This is a genomic window from Streptomyces sp. NPDC041784 (genome assembly GCF_055591025.1).
Genome location: NZ_JBVJAB010000005.1, coordinates 363448 through 380118 on the forward strand (window position 1 = coordinate 363448; position 16671 = coordinate 380118).

At 72.8% G+C, this 16671-nt stretch carries 15 protein-coding genes; 7 read left to right on the forward strand and 8 right to left on the reverse strand.

All coding sequences use genetic code 11. The features are described 5' to 3' along the window. Nucleotides 1–6: 6 nt before the first annotated feature. Together ACZ6D7_RS13955 and ACZ6D7_RS13960 are read right to left on the reverse strand one after the other, a co-directional pair. Nucleotides 7–1665, reverse strand: a complete 1659-nt coding sequence (locus ACZ6D7_RS13955; RefSeq protein ID WP_469489095.1) for a hypothetical protein — start codon at nt 1663–1665, stop codon at nt 7–9. A gap of 201 nt (nt 1666–1866) precedes the next feature. Next, complete coding sequence (locus tag ACZ6D7_RS13960) at nt 1867–3252, reverse strand: transcriptional regulator (RefSeq protein ID WP_469489097.1); 1386 nt, start codon at nt 3250–3252, stop codon at nt 1867–1869. Nucleotides 3253–3517: 265 nt separating this feature from the next. On the opposite strand from ACZ6D7_RS13960, the gene ACZ6D7_RS13965 reads away from it, so the two are divergent. From ACZ6D7_RS13965 to ACZ6D7_RS13975, 3 genes are all read left to right on the forward strand, one after another. Continuing rightward, a complete protein-coding gene (locus ACZ6D7_RS13965) occupies nt 3518–4180 on the forward strand; it encodes a bifunctional DNA primase/polymerase (protein WP_469489100.1) in 663 nt (220 codons plus the stop codon). A 104-nt stretch (nt 4181–4284) separates the two neighbouring features. Next, nucleotides 4285–5055 carry an ABC transporter ATP-binding protein gene (locus ACZ6D7_RS13970; protein ID WP_469489103.1) on the forward strand — a complete coding sequence of 257 codons (771 nt, stop codon included), beginning with the start codon at nt 4285–4287 and terminating at the stop codon, nt 5053–5055. Next, nucleotides 5052–6641: a transporter gene (locus ACZ6D7_RS13975; protein ID WP_469489106.1), complete on the forward strand. Its 1590-nt coding sequence runs from the start codon at nt 5052–5054 to the stop codon at nt 6639–6641. The genes ACZ6D7_RS13970 and ACZ6D7_RS13975 overlap by 4 nt, the downstream gene beginning before the upstream one ends. Before the next feature lie 59 nt (nt 6642–6700). Here ACZ6D7_RS13975 and ACZ6D7_RS13980 read toward each other — a convergent pair whose 3' ends face one another. Beyond that, on the reverse strand, nt 6701–7681 hold the full coding sequence (locus tag ACZ6D7_RS13980; RefSeq protein ID WP_469489109.1) for an alpha/beta fold hydrolase: 981 nt from the start codon (nt 7679–7681) through the stop codon (nt 6701–6703). Nucleotides 7682–8214: 533 nt separating this feature from the next. Next, nucleotides 8215–8907: a metal-dependent transcriptional regulator gene (locus tag ACZ6D7_RS13985; protein WP_067020955.1), complete on the reverse strand. Its 693-nt coding sequence runs from the start codon at nt 8905–8907 to the stop codon at nt 8215–8217. Nucleotides 8908–9228: 321 nt separating this feature from the next. Here ACZ6D7_RS13985 and ACZ6D7_RS13990 point away from each other — a divergent pair, with 321 nt between their 5' ends. Continuing rightward, nucleotides 9229–9984: an SIS domain-containing protein gene (locus tag ACZ6D7_RS13990; protein WP_469489112.1), complete on the forward strand. Its 756-nt coding sequence runs from the start codon at nt 9229–9231 to the stop codon at nt 9982–9984. A gap of 29 nt (nt 9985–10013) precedes the next feature. Here ACZ6D7_RS13990 and ACZ6D7_RS13995 read toward each other — a convergent pair whose 3' ends face one another. The 3 genes from ACZ6D7_RS13995 to ACZ6D7_RS14005 all read right to left on the reverse strand — a co-directional run bounded on the left by ACZ6D7_RS13995 (nt 10014) and on the right by ACZ6D7_RS14005 (nt 12527). Continuing rightward, nucleotides 10014–11486 carry a PAS domain-containing protein gene (locus ACZ6D7_RS13995; RefSeq protein WP_469489115.1) on the reverse strand — a complete coding sequence of 491 codons (1473 nt, stop codon included), beginning with the start codon at nt 11484–11486 and terminating at the stop codon, nt 10014–10016. Nucleotides 11487–11629: 143 nt separating this feature from the next. Further along, nucleotides 11630–12091: a GNAT family N-acetyltransferase gene (locus ACZ6D7_RS14000; RefSeq protein WP_469489118.1), complete on the reverse strand. Its 462-nt coding sequence runs from the start codon at nt 12089–12091 to the stop codon at nt 11630–11632. A 31-nt stretch (nt 12092–12122) separates the two neighbouring features. Further along, entirely contained in the window at nt 12123–12527 is a 405-nt protein-coding gene (locus ACZ6D7_RS14005) for a RidA family protein (RefSeq protein WP_469489121.1), read from the reverse strand. Between the two features lie 78 nt (nt 12528–12605). Here ACZ6D7_RS14005 and ACZ6D7_RS14010 point away from each other — a divergent pair, with 78 nt between their 5' ends. Continuing rightward, a complete protein-coding gene (locus ACZ6D7_RS14010; RefSeq protein ID WP_469489437.1) occupies nt 12606–13001 on the forward strand; it encodes a DUF4240 domain-containing protein in 396 nt (131 codons plus the stop codon). Between the two features lie 486 nt (nt 13002–13487). Then, nucleotides 13488–14516, forward strand: a complete 1029-nt coding sequence (locus ACZ6D7_RS14015) for an isopenicillin N synthase family dioxygenase (RefSeq protein ID WP_469489124.1) — start codon at nt 13488–13490, stop codon at nt 14514–14516. A gap of 81 nt (nt 14517–14597) precedes the next feature. On the opposite strand, the gene ACZ6D7_RS14020 is transcribed toward ACZ6D7_RS14015, so the two are convergent. After that, the gene (locus ACZ6D7_RS14020) at nt 14598–15698 is read right to left on the reverse strand and encodes a citrate synthase 2 (RefSeq protein ID WP_469489126.1); all 1101 of its coding nucleotides are present in this window, start codon (nt 15696–15698) and stop codon (nt 14598–14600) included. 238 nt (nt 15699–15936) lie between these two features. On the opposite strand from ACZ6D7_RS14020, the gene pdxH reads away from it, so the two are divergent. After that, nucleotides 15937–16626 (forward strand): pyridoxamine 5'-phosphate oxidase, encoded by a 690-nt coding sequence (pdxH, locus tag ACZ6D7_RS14025; RefSeq protein WP_469489129.1) that lies wholly within the window; start codon nt 15937–15939, stop codon nt 16624–16626. Nucleotides 16627–16671 lie beyond the last annotated feature (45 nt).

Genomic DNA, 16671 nt, shown 5'->3' on the forward strand with positions numbered 1-16671 from the left:
CGGCCGTCACAGCTGGGTCGGCTGGCGCTGGGTCAGGCCGTACGTCTTGGCGATCGCGTTCCACAGCCTGGCCGCCTCGGCCTTCTGCGTGCTGGCGGTGCCGCTGGCCCGATTGCCCTGCTGGGTCTCGGACGTGGCGCGGGCCGTGCCCTTCCGACAGCCCTTCTTCTGGCTGCCGACCTGGTCGGCCCAGGCCGCGTAGTGGTTGTCGGCGGCCGCGGACGCCTGCCACGCCTTGGTGAGCGCGGTGGTCAGGGCGGCGTTGTCGGGCAGCTTGTCGAGGGACAGCCCGGCCAGCTTCGTCACCAGGTCGGTGCGCTGGGTGCCCGCGTCCCGCAGGTCGGTGGCGGCCTGTTCGAGGTTGGTGCACGCCTTCACGTCCGCCACGGCGGCGATCACCGTGGCCCGGCTGCTGCCGCTGTCCGCGAGCAGCTTGTCCAGCGCGACCGCCTGCTCCTTCGCCGGGTCGACGCCCGCCGACGCGGACCCCTCGGTCGCGGGCGCCGACGCGGCGACGGTCTCGTTGTCGTCGCCGTCCCCGCCCCCGCCGCCGAGCAGCGCGCCCGCGCCCACCCCGACGACCACGAGGGCCACACCGATCGCCGCGAACAGCGGGACCCGCGAGCCGGTACGGCCGCCCCCGCCGCCGTGATCGTCGTCGTCACGTGAGACGGGCGGGATGAAGGAGGGCTGCGGGGCGCGCGCGGCGCGACCGGCGCCGTGGCCCTGGCCCTGCCCCGGGATGCGCGGCAACTGCTGGGTGGAGCCGGCCGGACTCTCGCCGCCCGGCCCGTCGCGGAAGAGGTTCTCGAACCCGGCGGGCGGCTGAGGACCCCCGCCGGGCGCCGGGTACGGCTGCGCGGGGACGGGCGGGATGTACTGCGTGGCCTCCGCGTCGGAGGGGGACGCCCCCGGCATCGGGCCCGCGTCGCGGCGCGGTGCGCCCAGGTAGTGCGTCGACTCGGCCGCGTTCTCGGGGGGCAGCGCGCCCGGCCCGACCGGCGGGATGTACTGCGTCGCGCCCTCGTCGCCACCGGGCACGGCGGCGGGGACGGGCGGCAGGTACTGGGTACGGCCGTCGTCGACCGGCCCCGCCGCGACCGGCGGTATGTACTGCGTGGCGCCCTCGTCCGCGGGCGGCAGCGGCACACTCCCCGCCCCCTGCCCGTACGAGGACGCCGGCCCGCCCTGCCCGTACGACGGCGCCTGCGCGCCCTGGCCGTACGACGACGGCTGCGCGCCCTGGCCGTACGAGGGCTGCTGCGCGCCCTGGCCGTAGGAAGGGGCCGGTGCGCCCTGACCGTAGGTCTGCGCCGGGGCCGGCGCGCCCTCCGGCGGGAGCGGGCCCGAGCCCCAGGCGTCCGGCTGCGGGGTGCCCCACTGCTGCTGGTCCGCCGGAAGCGGCCAGGACCGGCCCGGCTGCTGGGCGGGCGGCTGCTGCTCGGGCCCCCAGGGCTGGCCCCAGGTCTGTCCGCCGGCCGGCGGCTGCCGGTCGTACTCCTGCTGCCCGTACTGCCCCGGCCCGTACGCCCCGGAGGGGTCGGCCGGCTGCGATCCGCTGGACGTCATCCCCGGAAGCAGGGGTTCACCTCCGTCGGAGGGCAGCACGATGCCTTCGCGCGCGGGTCGCGCCGAGGGCTCCTCGCCCTGTCCACTCTGCGTCACCGGGACTCCTACGAATGGGGGACCTTCGGAATCGTCGGCTCACGCTACCGGGTCCCCGGAACCCCGTGCCACGCAGCTCAGGACGTGATCTCCCTCCCAGTGACATCGGTAACACAACCGGAGCGCCGCCCACTGCGTCCGTCGCCTCCCGTACGGGACCAGCGCGTTTCCCGTACGTTCACGCGGCGGCGCCCCGCCCGTTCACGCCGCGGCCTGGAGGTCCAGCCGCGCCCCGAACTCCCTTACCACCGGCTCCTCCCGGTACGGCTCCAGCCGTTGCTGGAGGTCCTCCAGGTACTCCGCGCCCCGGTTGGAGCGGAGTCCCTCGAGGAGCTCGACCGCCTTGAGACCCGAATGGCAGGCCTGTTCGACCTCCCGCTGCTGCACCTGCGCGGTGGCGAGCAGCACATAGCCGATCGCGCGCCGCCGCGCACGGCTCTCCGGATGCCCGGCCAGGGACTGCTCGGCGCACCGGGCGGCGGCCTCGGCCTGGCCCAGGTCGCGGTGGCAGTGCGCCAACTCGTCGGCCAGATAGGCCTCGTCGAAGTGCGCGATCCACGCCGGGTCGTCGCCGGCCGACGGATCGGCCGCCTCCAGCGCGGACATCGCCCGCCCGGACGCCAGTTGCGTGGCCCGTACGTCGCCCATCAGCGCGTGGCCGCGGGCCTCGGCCGCGAGGAACATCGCCTCCGCGCGCGGGGTGACCCGCCCGCGTGCGCCCTCCTGGGCGGCGCGCGCCAACTGCGAGATCTCCCGCGGGTTTCCGAGCTGCGCGGCGAGGTGGCTCATGGAGGCGGCGAGGACGTATCCGCCGTAACCGCGGTCGCCCGCCGCCTGGGCCAGGCGCAGCGCCTGGATGTAGTAGCGCTGGGCCAGGCCCGGCTGGCCGGTGTCGACGGCCATGTACCCGGCCAGCTCGGTCAACCGGGCGACGGCGGCGAAGAGTTCACGGCCCACCGACTCCCGGTAGGAGCCGGCCAGCAGCCCCGAGACGACGCTGTTGAGGTAGTGCACGACGACCGGGCGGACGTGCCCGCTGCCGTACTGGTGGTCGAGGTCGACCAGGGCCTGGGTCATCGCCCTCACGGCGGCCACGTCGGACAGGCCCACCCGCGGTCCCGCCGACCGCGCCACCTGGGCGTCGGGCGACGAGATCAGCCAGTCGCGGCTGGGCTCGACCAGCGCCGACGCGGCGACGGAGGAGCCGGTGAGGAAGTCACGGCGGCCCACGTCGCTGCGCCACAGCTCGCAGACCTGCTCGATGGCCCCCAGTACGGTCGGCGAGAACTGGAGACCGACGCCGGAGGCGAGGTTCTTGCCGTTGGCCATGCCGATCTCGTCGATCGTGACCGTGCGGCCGAGTTTGCGGCCCAGGGCCTCGGCGATGATGGCCGGCGCGCGTCCGCGCGGCTGCTGTCCGCGCAGCCAGCGGGCCACGGACGTCTTGTCGTAGCGCAGGTCGAGTCCGTGCTCGGCGCCGCACATGTTGACCCGGCGGGCGAGCCCGGCGTTCGAGCACCCCGCCTCCTGGATGAGCGCCTGCAACCGTTCGTTCGGCTGCCGCGCGACGAGAGGCCTTGCGGCCATTGGCACTACCCCCTGTGGAGTTCCGTACCGAAAAGTTCCGGCCGAGAAGATCAATGCCCCATGGACATAGCGAAAATGCGAGGCATGAGAGGATTGCCGAGTATCTCCGGGTTACCGACGGAAGCCCGCCCCCCTCGTGACTACCCGCTCCCGCGCCCGTTCCTCCCGCGCGCCCCCGCTCGTGCACCCATGCGCCCCGGACGCGGAATCGATGCTCCTCCCCCGCGCAAACGGCCATGCGTAACCCCTGGTGACCGCTAGAGTTGTGTTCACCGTGGAAGAGACCATCGTCGGCGCCGACGCCACTCAAATCCCGAAGCAGCGCGGGGAATCGCTGCTCGAGACCGCCGTCCGCTACGCCGAGGAACGACATTGGGACGTGTTTCCCGGCACCTGGCTGGAAGCCGTCGACGGGGTGCAGCGATGCTCCTGCGAGGACACCGCGTGCGGTGCGCCGGGCGCGCACCCCGCACGCCCTGACTGGGCGACACAGGCGACGGGCAGCGCGACCGTCGCCCGCCGGATGTGGCAGAAGCAGCCGACCGCCTCCATCCTGCTGCCGACCGGGCGCACCTTCGACGCGATCTCCGTCCCGGAGACGGCGGGATTCCTCGCGCTCGCGCGGATGGAGCGGATGGAACTGACCCTCGGGCCGGTGACGTTGACGCCGGACCGGCGGATGCAGTTCTTCGTGCTGCCGGGGGCGGCGGCGAAGGTGCCGGAGCTGGTGCGCAAGCTCGGCTGGTCGCTCTCGGCCCTCGATCTCGTCACGTTGGGCGAGGGGACGTACGTGGCCGCGCCGCCGACCCGGTTCGGGTCACGGGGTGCCGTCCAGTGGGCCTGCCGGCCGACCGCCGCGAACCGATGGCTGCCGGACGCTGAGGAGTTGATCTCGCCGCTCGCGTACGCCTGCGGACGGGATCGGTAGATCAGCAGACCGATGGATCAGCAGACCGGTAGACCGGTAGATCAGTAGACCGGTAGAAGCTCCGCGCACCTCCAGGGCGTTCCCCCTCACCGTAGAGTTCCGGCATGACGTCCGTACGCGTGCGCAATCTCTGGAAGCGGTTCGGGCAGCAGGTCGCCGTCGCCGGGATCGATCTCGATCTTCCCGCCGGGAAGTTCATCGGACTGGTCGGGCCGAACGGTGCCGGGAAGACCACCACGCTGTCGATGGTGACCGGGTTGCTGCGGCCCGACGAGGGGACCGTCGAGGTCGTCGGGCACGACGTGTGGCGGGATCCGGTGGAGGTCAAGGCACGGATCGGGGTGCTGCCGGAGGGACTGCGGCTGTTCGAACGGCTGTCGGGGCGTGAACTCCTGGGCTACAACGGACGGTTGCGCGGGCTGCCCGGCGCCGAGGTCGACAAGCGGGCCACGCAGCTGCTCGACGTCCTCGACCTGGCGGGCGCCCAGCACAAGCTCGTCGTCGACTACTCGACCGGTATGCGCAAGAAGATCGGGCTCGCGGCCGCACTCCTCCACAACCCCGAAGTGCTCTTCCTCGACGAGCCGTTCGAAGGCGTCGACCCCGTCTCCGCGCAGACCATCCGGGGCGTGCTGGAGCGGTACACGGCCTCCGGCGCCACCGTCGTCTTCTCCTCCCACGTCATGGAGCTGGTCGAGTCGCTGTGCGACTGGGTGGCCGTGATGGCCGCCGGACGCATCCGGGCCCATGGACCGCTGGAGGACGTGCGCGGGTCCGCGCCCTCGCTCCAACAGGCGTTCCTGGAGCTGGTCGGGGCGCAGGGGCGCGATGCCGGGTCCGATCTCGACTGGCTGGGCGGCGGGGCCGCCCGATGAACCCACTGGTCTCCACCGTCGTACGGCTGAAGCTGTCGCTGCTGCGCAACGGGCTCCGGCAGTCCGGGGGGCGGCGGGCCGCGTACGTGGCCTCGGCCGTGTGCGCGCTGCTGTTCGCCGCGTTGCAGCTGATCGGGCTGATCGCGCTGCGCGGGCATGCGCACGCCGAGTCGCTCGTGGTGCTGCTGGTGGCGGTGCTGGGGCTGGGGTGGGCGGTGATGCCGCTGTTCTTCCCCAGCGGCGACGAGACCCTGGACCCGACCCGGCTGGTGATGCTGCCGCTGCGGCCCCGGCCGCTGGTGTGGGCGCTGCTGGCGGCCTCGCTGGTGGGCATCGGGCCGCTGTTCACGGTGCTCATGCTGGTGGGGTCGGTGATCGCGGTGGCGCACGGCGGCGCCGCGTTCGCGGTCGGTGTGGTCGGGGGCGGGCTCGCGCTGCTGGTGTGCGTGGCCCTCGCGCGGGCCGTCGCCGCCGCCAACATCCGGCTGCTGACCAGCCGCAAGGGGCGCGATCTCGCGGTGCTGAGCGGGCTGGTCATCGCGGTCGGCGCGCAGGTCGTCAACTTCGGGGCGCAGCGGCTCGGATCCAGCGGCCTCGGGCAGCTCGACCCGGTGGCGGACATCCTGCGGTGGCTGCCGCCGGCTTCCGCGATCGGCGCGGTGGACTCCGCGAGCGAGGGGTCGTACGGGATCGCCGTCGCCCAACTGCTGCTCAGCGCGGGCGTGTTGGCGCTGCTGGTGCGGGCGTGGGCGCGGAGTCTGACCCGGCTGATGGTCTCGCCGGACGGCTCCACCCTCCAGGCCGCCGAGCCGGCCGCACGGAAGAGGCGCGGTACGTCAGGGCTGACGCGGCTGCTGCCGGGCGGGCGGACCGGCACCGTGATGGAGCGCAGCCTGCGCTATGTGTGGCGCGACCCGAAGACGAAGGCGGCCTGGGTCACCTCCCTGGCGATCGGGGTGATCGTGCCCGTCTTCAACGCGCTCCAGGGCACCGGCTCGATCTACTTCGCCTGTTTCGCCGCCGGGATGCTCGGCATCCAGATGTACAACCAGTTCGGACAGGACACCTCCGCGTTCTGGATGGTCGCCATGACGATCTCCTCCACCCGGGACGCGTACGTCGAACTACGCGCGCGGGCGCTGGCGCTGCTGGTGATCACCCTGCCGTACGCCACGCTGGTGACGTTCCTGACGACCGCACTGCTGGGCGACTGGGCGAAGCTGCCCGAGGCGCTGGGGCTGTCGCTCGCGCTGCTCGGCGCGATGCTGACGACCGGCGCGTGGGCGTCGGCCCGCTTCCCCTACTCGATACCGCAGGAGGGCTACAAGAACGTCGCCCCGGGCCAGACCGGCCTCGCCTGGATCTCGATCTTCGGCGGGATGGTCTCGGCGGCCCTGCTGTGCGCGCCCGTGATCGCGGTGACGATCTGGCTGAACGTGAGCGAGGGCGGCGACGCGTGGACCTGGCTGCTGTTGCCGGGGGGCGCGGTGTACGGGGCGGCGATCACCGTGCTGGGGCTGCGGCTGGCGGCTCCGCGCACGGCGGCGCGGCTGCCGGAGATCCTGGCGGCGGTGAGCAAGGGGTGAGCCGGGGCCGAGTCGTGGGGTGAACCGGGGTGAGTCGGGGGCGCGAACTCCACGGGTGGCTACGGTGTGCTGAACACCGTGTCCAGGAAGGGTTCGAGCGCCGTGCGCCAGCCCTCCGGCTGGTCGTAGTGGACGAGGTGGCCGGCGTCGGCGACCTCCGCGTACTCCCCGCGGGGCAGGACGCGGACCATCTCCTGGGCCTCCGCGCGGCCCAGTTCGCCGTCGAGACCGCGGACGACCAGGGCGGGGCACCGGACCTGGGTCAGTTCCTCCCAGTGAGCGTCGTACACCCAGGTCTCGCGGGACTTGAGCATCTGCTCGGGTTCGAAGACGGGGCGCCAGCCGTCCGGGGACTCGTGCATGACCTCGGCGTAGAACTCGCCGCGGGAGGCGTTCGGGCGCTCCACCCAGGGGTCGTCCTCGCCGAACCACTTGCGGACCTCGGCGAGGGTGGCGAAGGGGACGGGCCAGGACTTGAACCAGTCGGCCCACTCGCGCTGCGAGGCCGCCCCGAGCGCGGAGGCCCGCATGTCGCAGATGACCATCCCGCGCACCAGGTCGGGGCGTTTCGCGGCGAGCTGCCAGGCGGTCAGCGCGCCCATGGCGTGGCCGATGAGGACGGCGGGGGCGAGGCCGAGCTGTTCGATGGCCGCCTCCAGGTCCTCGACGTACGCCTCCCGGGTGAAGGCGGCTTCCGGTGGCTTCTCGCTCTGACCGTGTCCGCGCTGGTCGAGGGCGACGGCGCGGTGGCGCTCGGAGAGCCAGCGGGCGGTGGACGCCCAGTGCGAGGCCCGGCCCATCAGACCGTGCAGTAACAGGACGCCCGGCCGGTTCTCGGTCTCGGCCCCGGTCGCGGTCGTGGCGCGCGGGGTGGCTGCCCCATTGCTTTCTCCGGTGCGTTCTGCGGTGCGTTCACCGGTGTGCTGTCCGGTGGACTGGGCGGGGATCACGGGGTCCGCCCCGTCCTTGGGCGGGTCCCCGAACTCCCAGGCCGCCAGGCGTACGCCGCCCGCCCCGGTCACGTCGATGCGTCGCGCCATAGGTCCTGGCACCCCCCTAGCCGTCGTACCGCTGTGCTGCCGCTGCCTTGATCAGCGCACGCCCGGTGCGCTCCGTCACGCCGTCACGCGCAGAGTATCGAATGCCTATTCGAAAAATGTCGGATCCGAGAGCAACACCCCTCGTTCGAGTGACCACGCTCTGGGCATGATCGCCGCTGGCGGGGGGAGATCTTCAGCGGGAGGCGGACCGCTCGGGGAAGACGGTCCGAGGGGAACGACCCTGAGAGCTCGGGGCTCCGGGTCGTAACAGGGGAGGACAGGCCCCGGTGCCACACGGCACCGGGGCCCTCCACTCGTCTGCGGCACGTCATCCCCGCCCCCTCAGGTCATATGCCTCACGCCAGCCTGGCACGCGAACCGCCGCCGCGCTGCGATTCGACACAGGGAACCCTCGATTCGACGAGATCGACGGAACGCCACAACGACCCCAAGAATCCCGGGAGTTGACAGAACCTGAACAGCCCTCGGCCCTCAGCGATCAGCAATCGGCATCAGTGATCGGCAATCAGCGATCAGCGCTTCGCGACGAACACGTGCGACGCGACGTCGGCCTCCAGCTCGGCCGCCTCGCCGCCGCTGCCCACCAGCACCCCGCCGGCCGACTCCGTCACGCTCACCACCGAACCCGGCTGCACACCGGCCCGGCGCAGCGTGTACATCAGCTGCGCGTCGGTCTGGATCGGCTCGCCGATCCGGCGTACGACGACCGTCTTGCCCTCCAGGCCCGGGTCGAGGTCGGCCAGCGAGACCATGCCCTCGTCCAGGAACGGGTCGGCGCCGTCCTTCTCGCCCAGCTCCTCCAGGCCCGGGATGGGGTTGCCGTACGGCGACTCGGTGGGGTGGCGCAGCAGCTCGAGGACGCGGCGCTCCACCGCCTCGCTCATCACGTGCTCCCAGCGACAGGCCTCGGCGTGCACCTGCTCCCACTCAAGGCCGATCACGTCGACCAGGAGACACTCGGCGAGACGGTGCTTGCGCATCACGCGCGTGGCGAGGCGACGGCCCTCGTCGGTCAGCTCCAGGTGCCGGTCGCTGGCCACGGAGACCAGGCCGTCACGCTCCATGCGCGCCACCGTCTGGCTGACCGTCGGCCCGCTCTGGTCGAGCCGCTCGGCGATCCGGGCGCGCATGGGGACCACACCTTCCTCCTCCAGCTCGAGGATGGTGCGGAGATACATCTCCGTGGTGTCGATCAGTCCGGACATTCGTGCCCCTTGATGAGATCTGCCGAAGGCTCGAGGACTCTCCGGCGCGTGCGCTGGCCCTGGCCTCAATTCTGCCGGATACCACTGACAACCGTGCCGCGCCGGTGAAACCAAGTGGTTACGCCGGGATGCCCGAGTCGCCGCGCACCGCCCCGGCGGACGGCCGACGGCGCCCACCCGCACCGGGTGTCCCGCTCGCCCCGGCTCCCCCGCCCCGCCGTATTGACAGCGCACTGGTCCAGACCGCACGGTGATCCGCGACACGGACACCCGGCACTGATCCTCGACACCGATCCTCGACACGGCAAAGGGGCCCTTCGGATGAGCGACCGCCAGCTCGGCGCCCAGTTCTTCGACGCCGCGATCACGCTGCTCCAGCGGGTCCGCGACGAGGAGGCCGAGGCCGTCGAAGCGGCTGGTGCGCTCCTCGCCGACACCGTGGCCGACGGCGGCCGGCTCTTCGCCTTCGGCGCCGGGCACTCCTCCCTCGCCGCCCAGGACGTCGTCTACCGCGCGGGCGGCCTGGCACTGATGAACCTGCTGGCCGTGCCGGGCGTGGTCGGCGTCGACGTCATGCCCGCCACCCTCGGCTCCGCCCTGGAGCGCGTCGACGGCCTCGCGAGCGCCGTCCTGGACACCTCCCCGGTCCGCGCGGGCGACGCCCTCGTGATCATCTCGCTGTCCGGCCGCAACGCCCTGCCCGTGGAGATGGCCCAGCACGCCCGCGCCCTGGGCGTGAAGGTCATCGGCGTGACGTCGGTGGCGTACGCCGCGCAGACCACGTCCCGGCATGTCTCGGGGACCTTCCTGAAGGACCACTGCGACGTCGTACTGGACTCGAAGATCGCGGTCGGGGACGCGGAACTCACCCTCGACACCGTCCCGGCGCCGTTCGCGCCCGCCTCCACCGTCGTCACCTCGGCCCTGCTCCAGGCCGTCATGGCCACCGCGGCCGGTGCCCTCGCCGAGCGCGGCGTCGAACCCCCGCTGCTGCGCTCCGGGAACGTCGACGGCGGCCACGACTGGAACGGGCAGATCATGGAGAAGTACGGGGACCGGATCTTCTACCGGCGCTGATCCCGGGCGCCGCACACGCGCGTGCCGTCTCAGCCGCCGTCGGGCCGCCCCGCCAGGTCGGTCAGGTCGGCCAGGTCCAGGGCCGCCGCTATGCGGACGGCGACGTCCTCGGCGTAGGTCGCGTCGGAGCGCTGGAAGGCGGTGCGGCCGGCGCCGCGCAGGAACGTCACGACGCCGAGGGTGCGGCCCCGGCTGCGCAGCACCGCGCACAGGGCGTGCACCGTGTCCTCGGGCCACTGGCGGGCCCGCGCCCACTCCCGCGCCTCCTCGGCCGGTACGGATCCGGCACCGGCCCGCACGGAACCGGACCGGGCCACGCACTGGAGCACCGGATGCGTCTCGGCGTAGCGGACGGGCAGCCCGGCGTGGCCGGTGAGCGCGCTGGGGCCCGGCCCGCCCGACGGGGTCGCCGCGATCCGGACCAGGCGCGGGGGGCCGGGGGGCGTGTCCGCGTCGGACCGGGCGCCCGGAGTACCTGGGCGGTCCGCGGTGGTGCCCGTCGTCCGGTCGGTCAGGACCCGGTCGATCACGGCGTGGTCGGCGAACCCGGCGAGCGCGAAGTCGAGGTGGACCGTGGCCGCCTCGGTCGGGTCCTCGCACTCGGCGGCCGCGCGGGCCGCCCGGTGCAGCTGGTTGGTCCGGAAGCGCAGCAGGGCCGCCTCCTGCTCGCCCTGCTTGGCCTCGGTGACGTCCTGGAAGAGCCAGCCCACGCCGAGCGGCACGGGCTCCTCGGCGAGCGGTGACGCGAGCCGCACGAAGCCACTGCGCCAGCAGCGCCGCTTCTCGCCCTCCGGGGTGCGCACCCCGACCCACATCTCGGCGGGCGCGGGCGGGGCGCCCTCGGCGAGGACGTGCGTCAGCGCGTTCTCCAGCTCCTCCACTCCCCGGGTCAGCAGCTCGCCCAGCGGGCGGCCCAGAACCGCCGTACGGCCGGTGCCGAGCGCGCGGGCGGCGTGCGCGTTGACGACGGCGGGGCGCAGATCGGCGTCGACCAGGACGACCCCCCAGGAGGCGTCGTCGAAGAGGGCCTCGCTGAGCGCGATGGAACGCTCCAGGTCGATCTGCGCATGGACCTCGCTGAACGCGCAGTACAGCCCGGCGGGCTTGCCGTCGGGCCCGCGCACGGCGGCGGACTGGGTGCGCACGAGGACCCGCCCGCCGTCCTTCGTGAGCAGCGCGAACTCGTGCACCTGGCGGCCGGACGCGTGCATCGCCGACAACAGCCGGCTCTCGACCTCCTCGGCGTCGGCCTCGCGCACGGCCCACCCGGCGAAGCCGTGCCGGCCCACCGCCTCCGCCGCGCTCCAGCCGAGGATGCGCTCGGCCTCGCGGTTCCAGTGGGTGACGACGCCGTCCGCGTCGAAGGCGCACAGGGCCGCGTCCATGCCGTCGAGCAGCGCGGCGAGCAGGTCCGCGCCGTCGGGGCCGCCGGGACCGTCCGGCCGCTCGGGCTCGTCCGGCCCCAGCTCGTCGGTGGTCCCGCTACGCCGGGAAGCACTCACCTGGACCCCCTGCAGGTTCGCTCGCTTGCCCTCATTCAACTCGAACGTGACGCAGCCCACATATGGTTCCCGCAAGATTGCAGAGGAATCGTTGTACCGGTGAGGAACCGTTGAACAGCCACCGGGCCGCCATTGGGCCGCCGCTAGGCCGAGTCCTGGAGGCCGGGCGTCAGCCGCAGGTCGACCCACTCGTCGTGCTCCCCGTCCAGGACGTACCGCTCGATCTCGACGAACCCGTGCGCCGCCGCGAACCGCAGTCCGTCCCCGTTCACCGCCAGTACGCACGTCTCGACCGTGCGGGCGCCCAGCACGCGCGCGTGGGCGAGGGCGTGGCCGTAGAGCGCCCCGCCGTACCCGCGCCGCCGGTGCTCGGGCAGCACGCGCGCGATGACGGTCGCCACCGCGTCCGCGCCCCGCGGCGGGCGCACGGTGGAGCAGCCGACGAGGACGTCACCGGCGTACGCGTTCTCCAGGCGGTAGCGGCCCGCGCGCTCGCGCACCTCGTCGAGGGAGAGCGCGGCCGGCGGGACGATCACGTTGTGGACGTGCCGCCAGTGTTCGAGAGCGGTGTCGCCGTCGACGGGTTCGATACGCAGATCGGTCACGGCAGCAGCGAACCGTGCGCCCACGCGCGCGTCAACGCGTTTCTGCGGCCCGCGCGGGCCTGCGCGCGTACACCTCGATCTCGATCCGCATCCGTGGATCGGCCAGCCCGCACACCATCATCGTCGCCGCCGGCCGCACCTCCCCGAAACAGCGGCGCAGCACCGGCCAGCACGGCTCGAAGTCCGCCCGCTCGGGCAGCAGATACCGCACCCGTACGACGTCCTCGAAGCCGCAGCCCGCCTCCGCGAGCGCCGCGCCGATGTTCCGCAGACACTGCTCGGCCTGCGCCACGACGTCGTCCGCGATCGTCATCGTCGCGTAGTCGTAGCCGGTCGTGCCCGACACGTGCACCCAGTCGCCGTCGACGACGGCCCGGGCGTAACCGATCTGCTCCTCGAACACGGAACCGCTGAGAATCGCACGCCGTTCAGTCATGGCCGGAACGCTAGGTGAGCTGCGGAAATACGTCCAATCTCGGACGACCTGCCCTTCGCGCGGTCACTCGCCGGCCTCCTGGCCCGCGCCGGAGTCGTCGCCCAGGGCCGCACCTGGTACGACCGTGTCGTCGCCGCCCCCGACACCCTCGCCGGCCACCCCGACGTGATCGCGGCGGCCGAGACCCAGGACGACGGCGTCCTCTTCGACGAGGACACCACCTACGCCGCGGGCTACGCCTACGAACTCCTCACCGGCGACCCGGACGGCTTCGACACCGCCCTCCACGACCACGAGACGACCCGCCCGGCCGCACGCCCCACCGAACCCGACCCGGGCGCGGACTTCGACTTCGACGACGACGAGGAGATGCGTCGCCGCCTGCCACGCCTGGCGGCGCTGCATCGGCCCCTGGCCGAAGACGGCGGCCAACTTCTCGGAAAAACAGTTGATTGGCGCGGAAGCCGTTCCTAAGGTGTCGGGTACACCGAGAAAGGAGGTGATCGGGTAAATGAATGGAACCCGGACGCGTGAGGTGGCTGCGGGCTAGCGGCCCGCCACCACATTCAGTGCGGTGCCGGACCAGCACGTGCGAGACGCGTGCAGCCGGCCAATTCAACGCAGTCACCCGACCCGCGAGTCGCCGGTACGTCCGGCCGGCCCTCCTCCAGGAGGACCCGACTCGCGGGTCGTCTGCGTTTTTCGGGGCGAGGGGCGGTCGGGGTCGCAGGATCTTCGGGGCGTGGTGGGCGTCACCGAGAGAATTTTCGGCAGGCAGTAGGGTGGGGCCATGCTTGCGCTCGTTCGACGCCGCCACGTGGACTACGTCCGCGTCACGAGCATGGGCTGTCGACGCTCCGTCTGAGCCGTCCAGCCATCTCCTGTCCGCCGCCCGCGCGGCCCTCCCTCGGTTCACCGAGCTTCGCCCCACCCCGTTCTTTCACCTGCGTGGACACAGCCATGACGAACGCGTCGACGACTCCGTCGTACCAGCAACTCCCGATCATCGATCTCTCGGCCGCCGACCGCGGGCCGCAGGCGCGTGCGCTGCTGCGTGCCCAGCTGCACAGCGCCGCCCACGACGTGGGGTTCTTCCAGCTCGTGGGGCACGGCGTGCCGGACGAGGAGACCCGGCGGCTGCTCGCCGCCATGCGGGCCTTCTTCGCGCTGCCGGAGGCCGAGCGGCTCGCGATCGACAACGTGAACTCCCCGCACTTCCGCGGGTACACGCGCACCGGTGACGAGCGCACCGGCGGTCGGCAGGACTGGCGGGACCAGCTGGACATCGGGGCGGAGCGGCCGGCCCGGGCACCGGGGCCCGGCGAGCCCGCGTACTGGTGGCTGGAGGGGCCGAACCAGTGGCCCGCCGGGCTGCCCGAGCTGCGGACGGCCGCGCTCGCGTGGATCGAGCGGCTCAGCGGGGTCGCCGAGCGGCTGCTGCACGAGCTGCTGGCCTCGATCGGCGCCGCGCCCGACTTCTACGACCCGGTGTTCGGCGAGCGGGCGCACCCGCATCTGAAGCTGGTGCGGTATCCGGGGAGTGCGGGGGACGGTGCCGGTCAGGGCGTCGGTGCCCACAAGGACTACGGGTTCCTCACGCTGCTGCTCCAGGACCGGGTCGGCGGGCTCCAGGTGCAGCGGGAGGACGGCCGTTTCCATGACGTGCCGCCGCTGCCCGGTGCGTTCGTGGTCAATCTCGGGGAGCTGCTGGAGGTGGCGACGAACGGGTATCTCGTCGCCACCAACCATCGTGTCGTGTCCCCGCCGAGCGCTGTGGAGCGGTTCTCGGTGCCGTTCTTCTACAACCCCCGGCTGGACGCGCGCGTGGCGCCACTGCCGTTCCCGCACGCTTCGGCCGCGCCGGGGGTGACGGACGATCCGGCCAACCCGCTGTTCGCCGAGTACGGCTTCAACGAGCTGAAGGGCAAGCTGCGCGCCCACCCGCTGGTGGCGGAGCGTCATCACGCGGAGCTGCTCACCCCCGCGTGACGCCCTGCCGTGACGCCCTGCCGTGACGCCCTGCCGTGACGCCCTGACCCAAGGCCCTGACGTAACGCCCCGGCGCGCGGCTCAGTGCGCGATGTCCGTGAAGCCCTCGATCTCCTGGGGGCCGCGGGTGCCGGGGCCGATGTAGCGGGCGGACGGGCGGACCAGGCGGCCGGTCCGCTTCTGCTCCAGGATGTGCGCGGACCAGCCGGCGGTGCGGGCACAGGTGAACATCGAGGTGAACATGTGCGCCGGGACCTCGGCGAAGTCCAGCACGATGGCCGCCCAGAACTCGACGTTCGTCGCCAGGACCCGGTCCGGGCGGCGGGCGTGCAGCTCTTCGAGGGCGGCCTTCTCGAGGGCCTCGGCGATCTCGAAGCGGGGTGCGCCGAGTTCGCGGGCGGTGCGGCGCAGGACGCGGGCGCGGGGGTCCTCGGCGCGGTAGACGCGGTGGCCGAAGCCCATGAGGCGTTCGCCGCGGTCGAGGGCCTGCTTGACGTAGGCGGTGGCGTCCCCGGTGCGCTCGATCTCCTCGATCATGCCGAGGACGCGGGAGGGGGCGCCGCCGTGCAGCGGGCCGGACATCGCTCCGACGGCGCCGGACAGCGCGGCCGCGACGTCGGCGCCGGTGGAGGCGATCACTCTCGCCGTGAAGGTGGAGGCGTTCATGCCGTGCTCGGCGGCGGAGGTCCAGTAGGCGTCGACGGCGGCGACGTGCTTGGGGTCGGGCTCGCCGCGCCAGCGGATCATGAAGCGTTCGACGACGGACTGGGCCTTGTCGATCTCGCGCTGGGGGACCATGGGGCGGCCCTGGCCGCGGGCGGACTGGGCGACGTAGGACAGCGCCATGACGGCGGCGCGGGCGAGGTCGTCGCGGGCCTGCTCGGCATCGATGTCGAGGAGCGGTTTGAGGCCCCAGACGGGGGCGAGCATGGCGAGCGCGGACTGGACGTCGACGCGGATGTCCCCGGAGTGGACGGGGATGGGGAAGGGTTCGGCGGGCGGCAGCCCGGGGTTGAAGGCGCCGTCGACGAGCAGCCCCCAGACGTTGCCGAAGGAGACGTGGCCGACCAGGTCCTCGATGTCGACGCCCCGGTATCGCAGGGCGCCGCCTTCCTTGTCAGGTTCGGCGATCTCCGTCTCGAACGCGATGACTCCTTCGAGTCCGGGTACGAAGTCGGACATCAGGCGGCTCCTCGTGATGTGTGCGACGGATGGCGCCGGCGGATCCACGGTCCGGTGCACGCGAGGTGCGGGGACTCGCGGTCGTGGGCGGTCACCCCAGTGATGCCCCGTGCGGTCGGCGGTCACCCAACCGGGATGGCTACAGCACCATATCCCTGAGTGCCACCTTTGGGGAGTGGTTGCGGCACTCAGTGCCACCCCGGATGGGGTGGCGGAGTTGGGGCGCCGATACGGCAGGATGGCCACCGTGAACGACGCCGACGCCGTCTACTCCGGCCCCGTCCCCGATCCCGCCGCCATGCGCAAGCAGTACCGCGCGGAGGGTCTCGCCGAGGCGGAGCTGGCCGCCACGCCCGTGGCGCAGTTCGCGCGCTGGTTCCGGGAGGCGGCCGTGGAGGCCCATCTGTTCGAGCCGAACGCGATGGTCGTGTCCACCGCGGACGCCGAGGGCCGGCCCAGTTCGCGGACGGTGCTGCTGAAGCAGTTCGACGAGCAGGGCTTCGTCTTCTACACCAACTATGACTCGCGCAAGGCCCGGGATCTCGCCGAGAACCCGTACGTCTCGCTGCTCTTCCCCTGGCATCCGATGGCGCGGCAAGTGATCGTGCGGGGCGTGGCCCGGCGGACCGGGCGGGACGAGACCGCCGCGTACTTCCGGACCCGGCCGCACGGCTCCCAGCTGGGTGCCTGGGCCAGCGGGCAGTCCTCGGTGATCGGGACGCGCGCGGACCTCGACGCGTCGTACGCCGAGCTGGCGGCCCGCTATCCGGAGGGCGAGCAGGTGCCGGTGCCGACGCACTGGGGCGGTTTCCGGGTGGCGCCGCAGTCGGTGGAGTTCTGGCAGGGGCGGGAGAACCGGCTGCACGACCGCCTCCAGTACGTGGCGGAGGCGGACGGCAGCTGGCGGGTGGAGCGGCTCAGCCCCTGAGGCGGCCTGCTGCCCCCTGCCCTGAACCGGCCGGCCGCCGTCGAG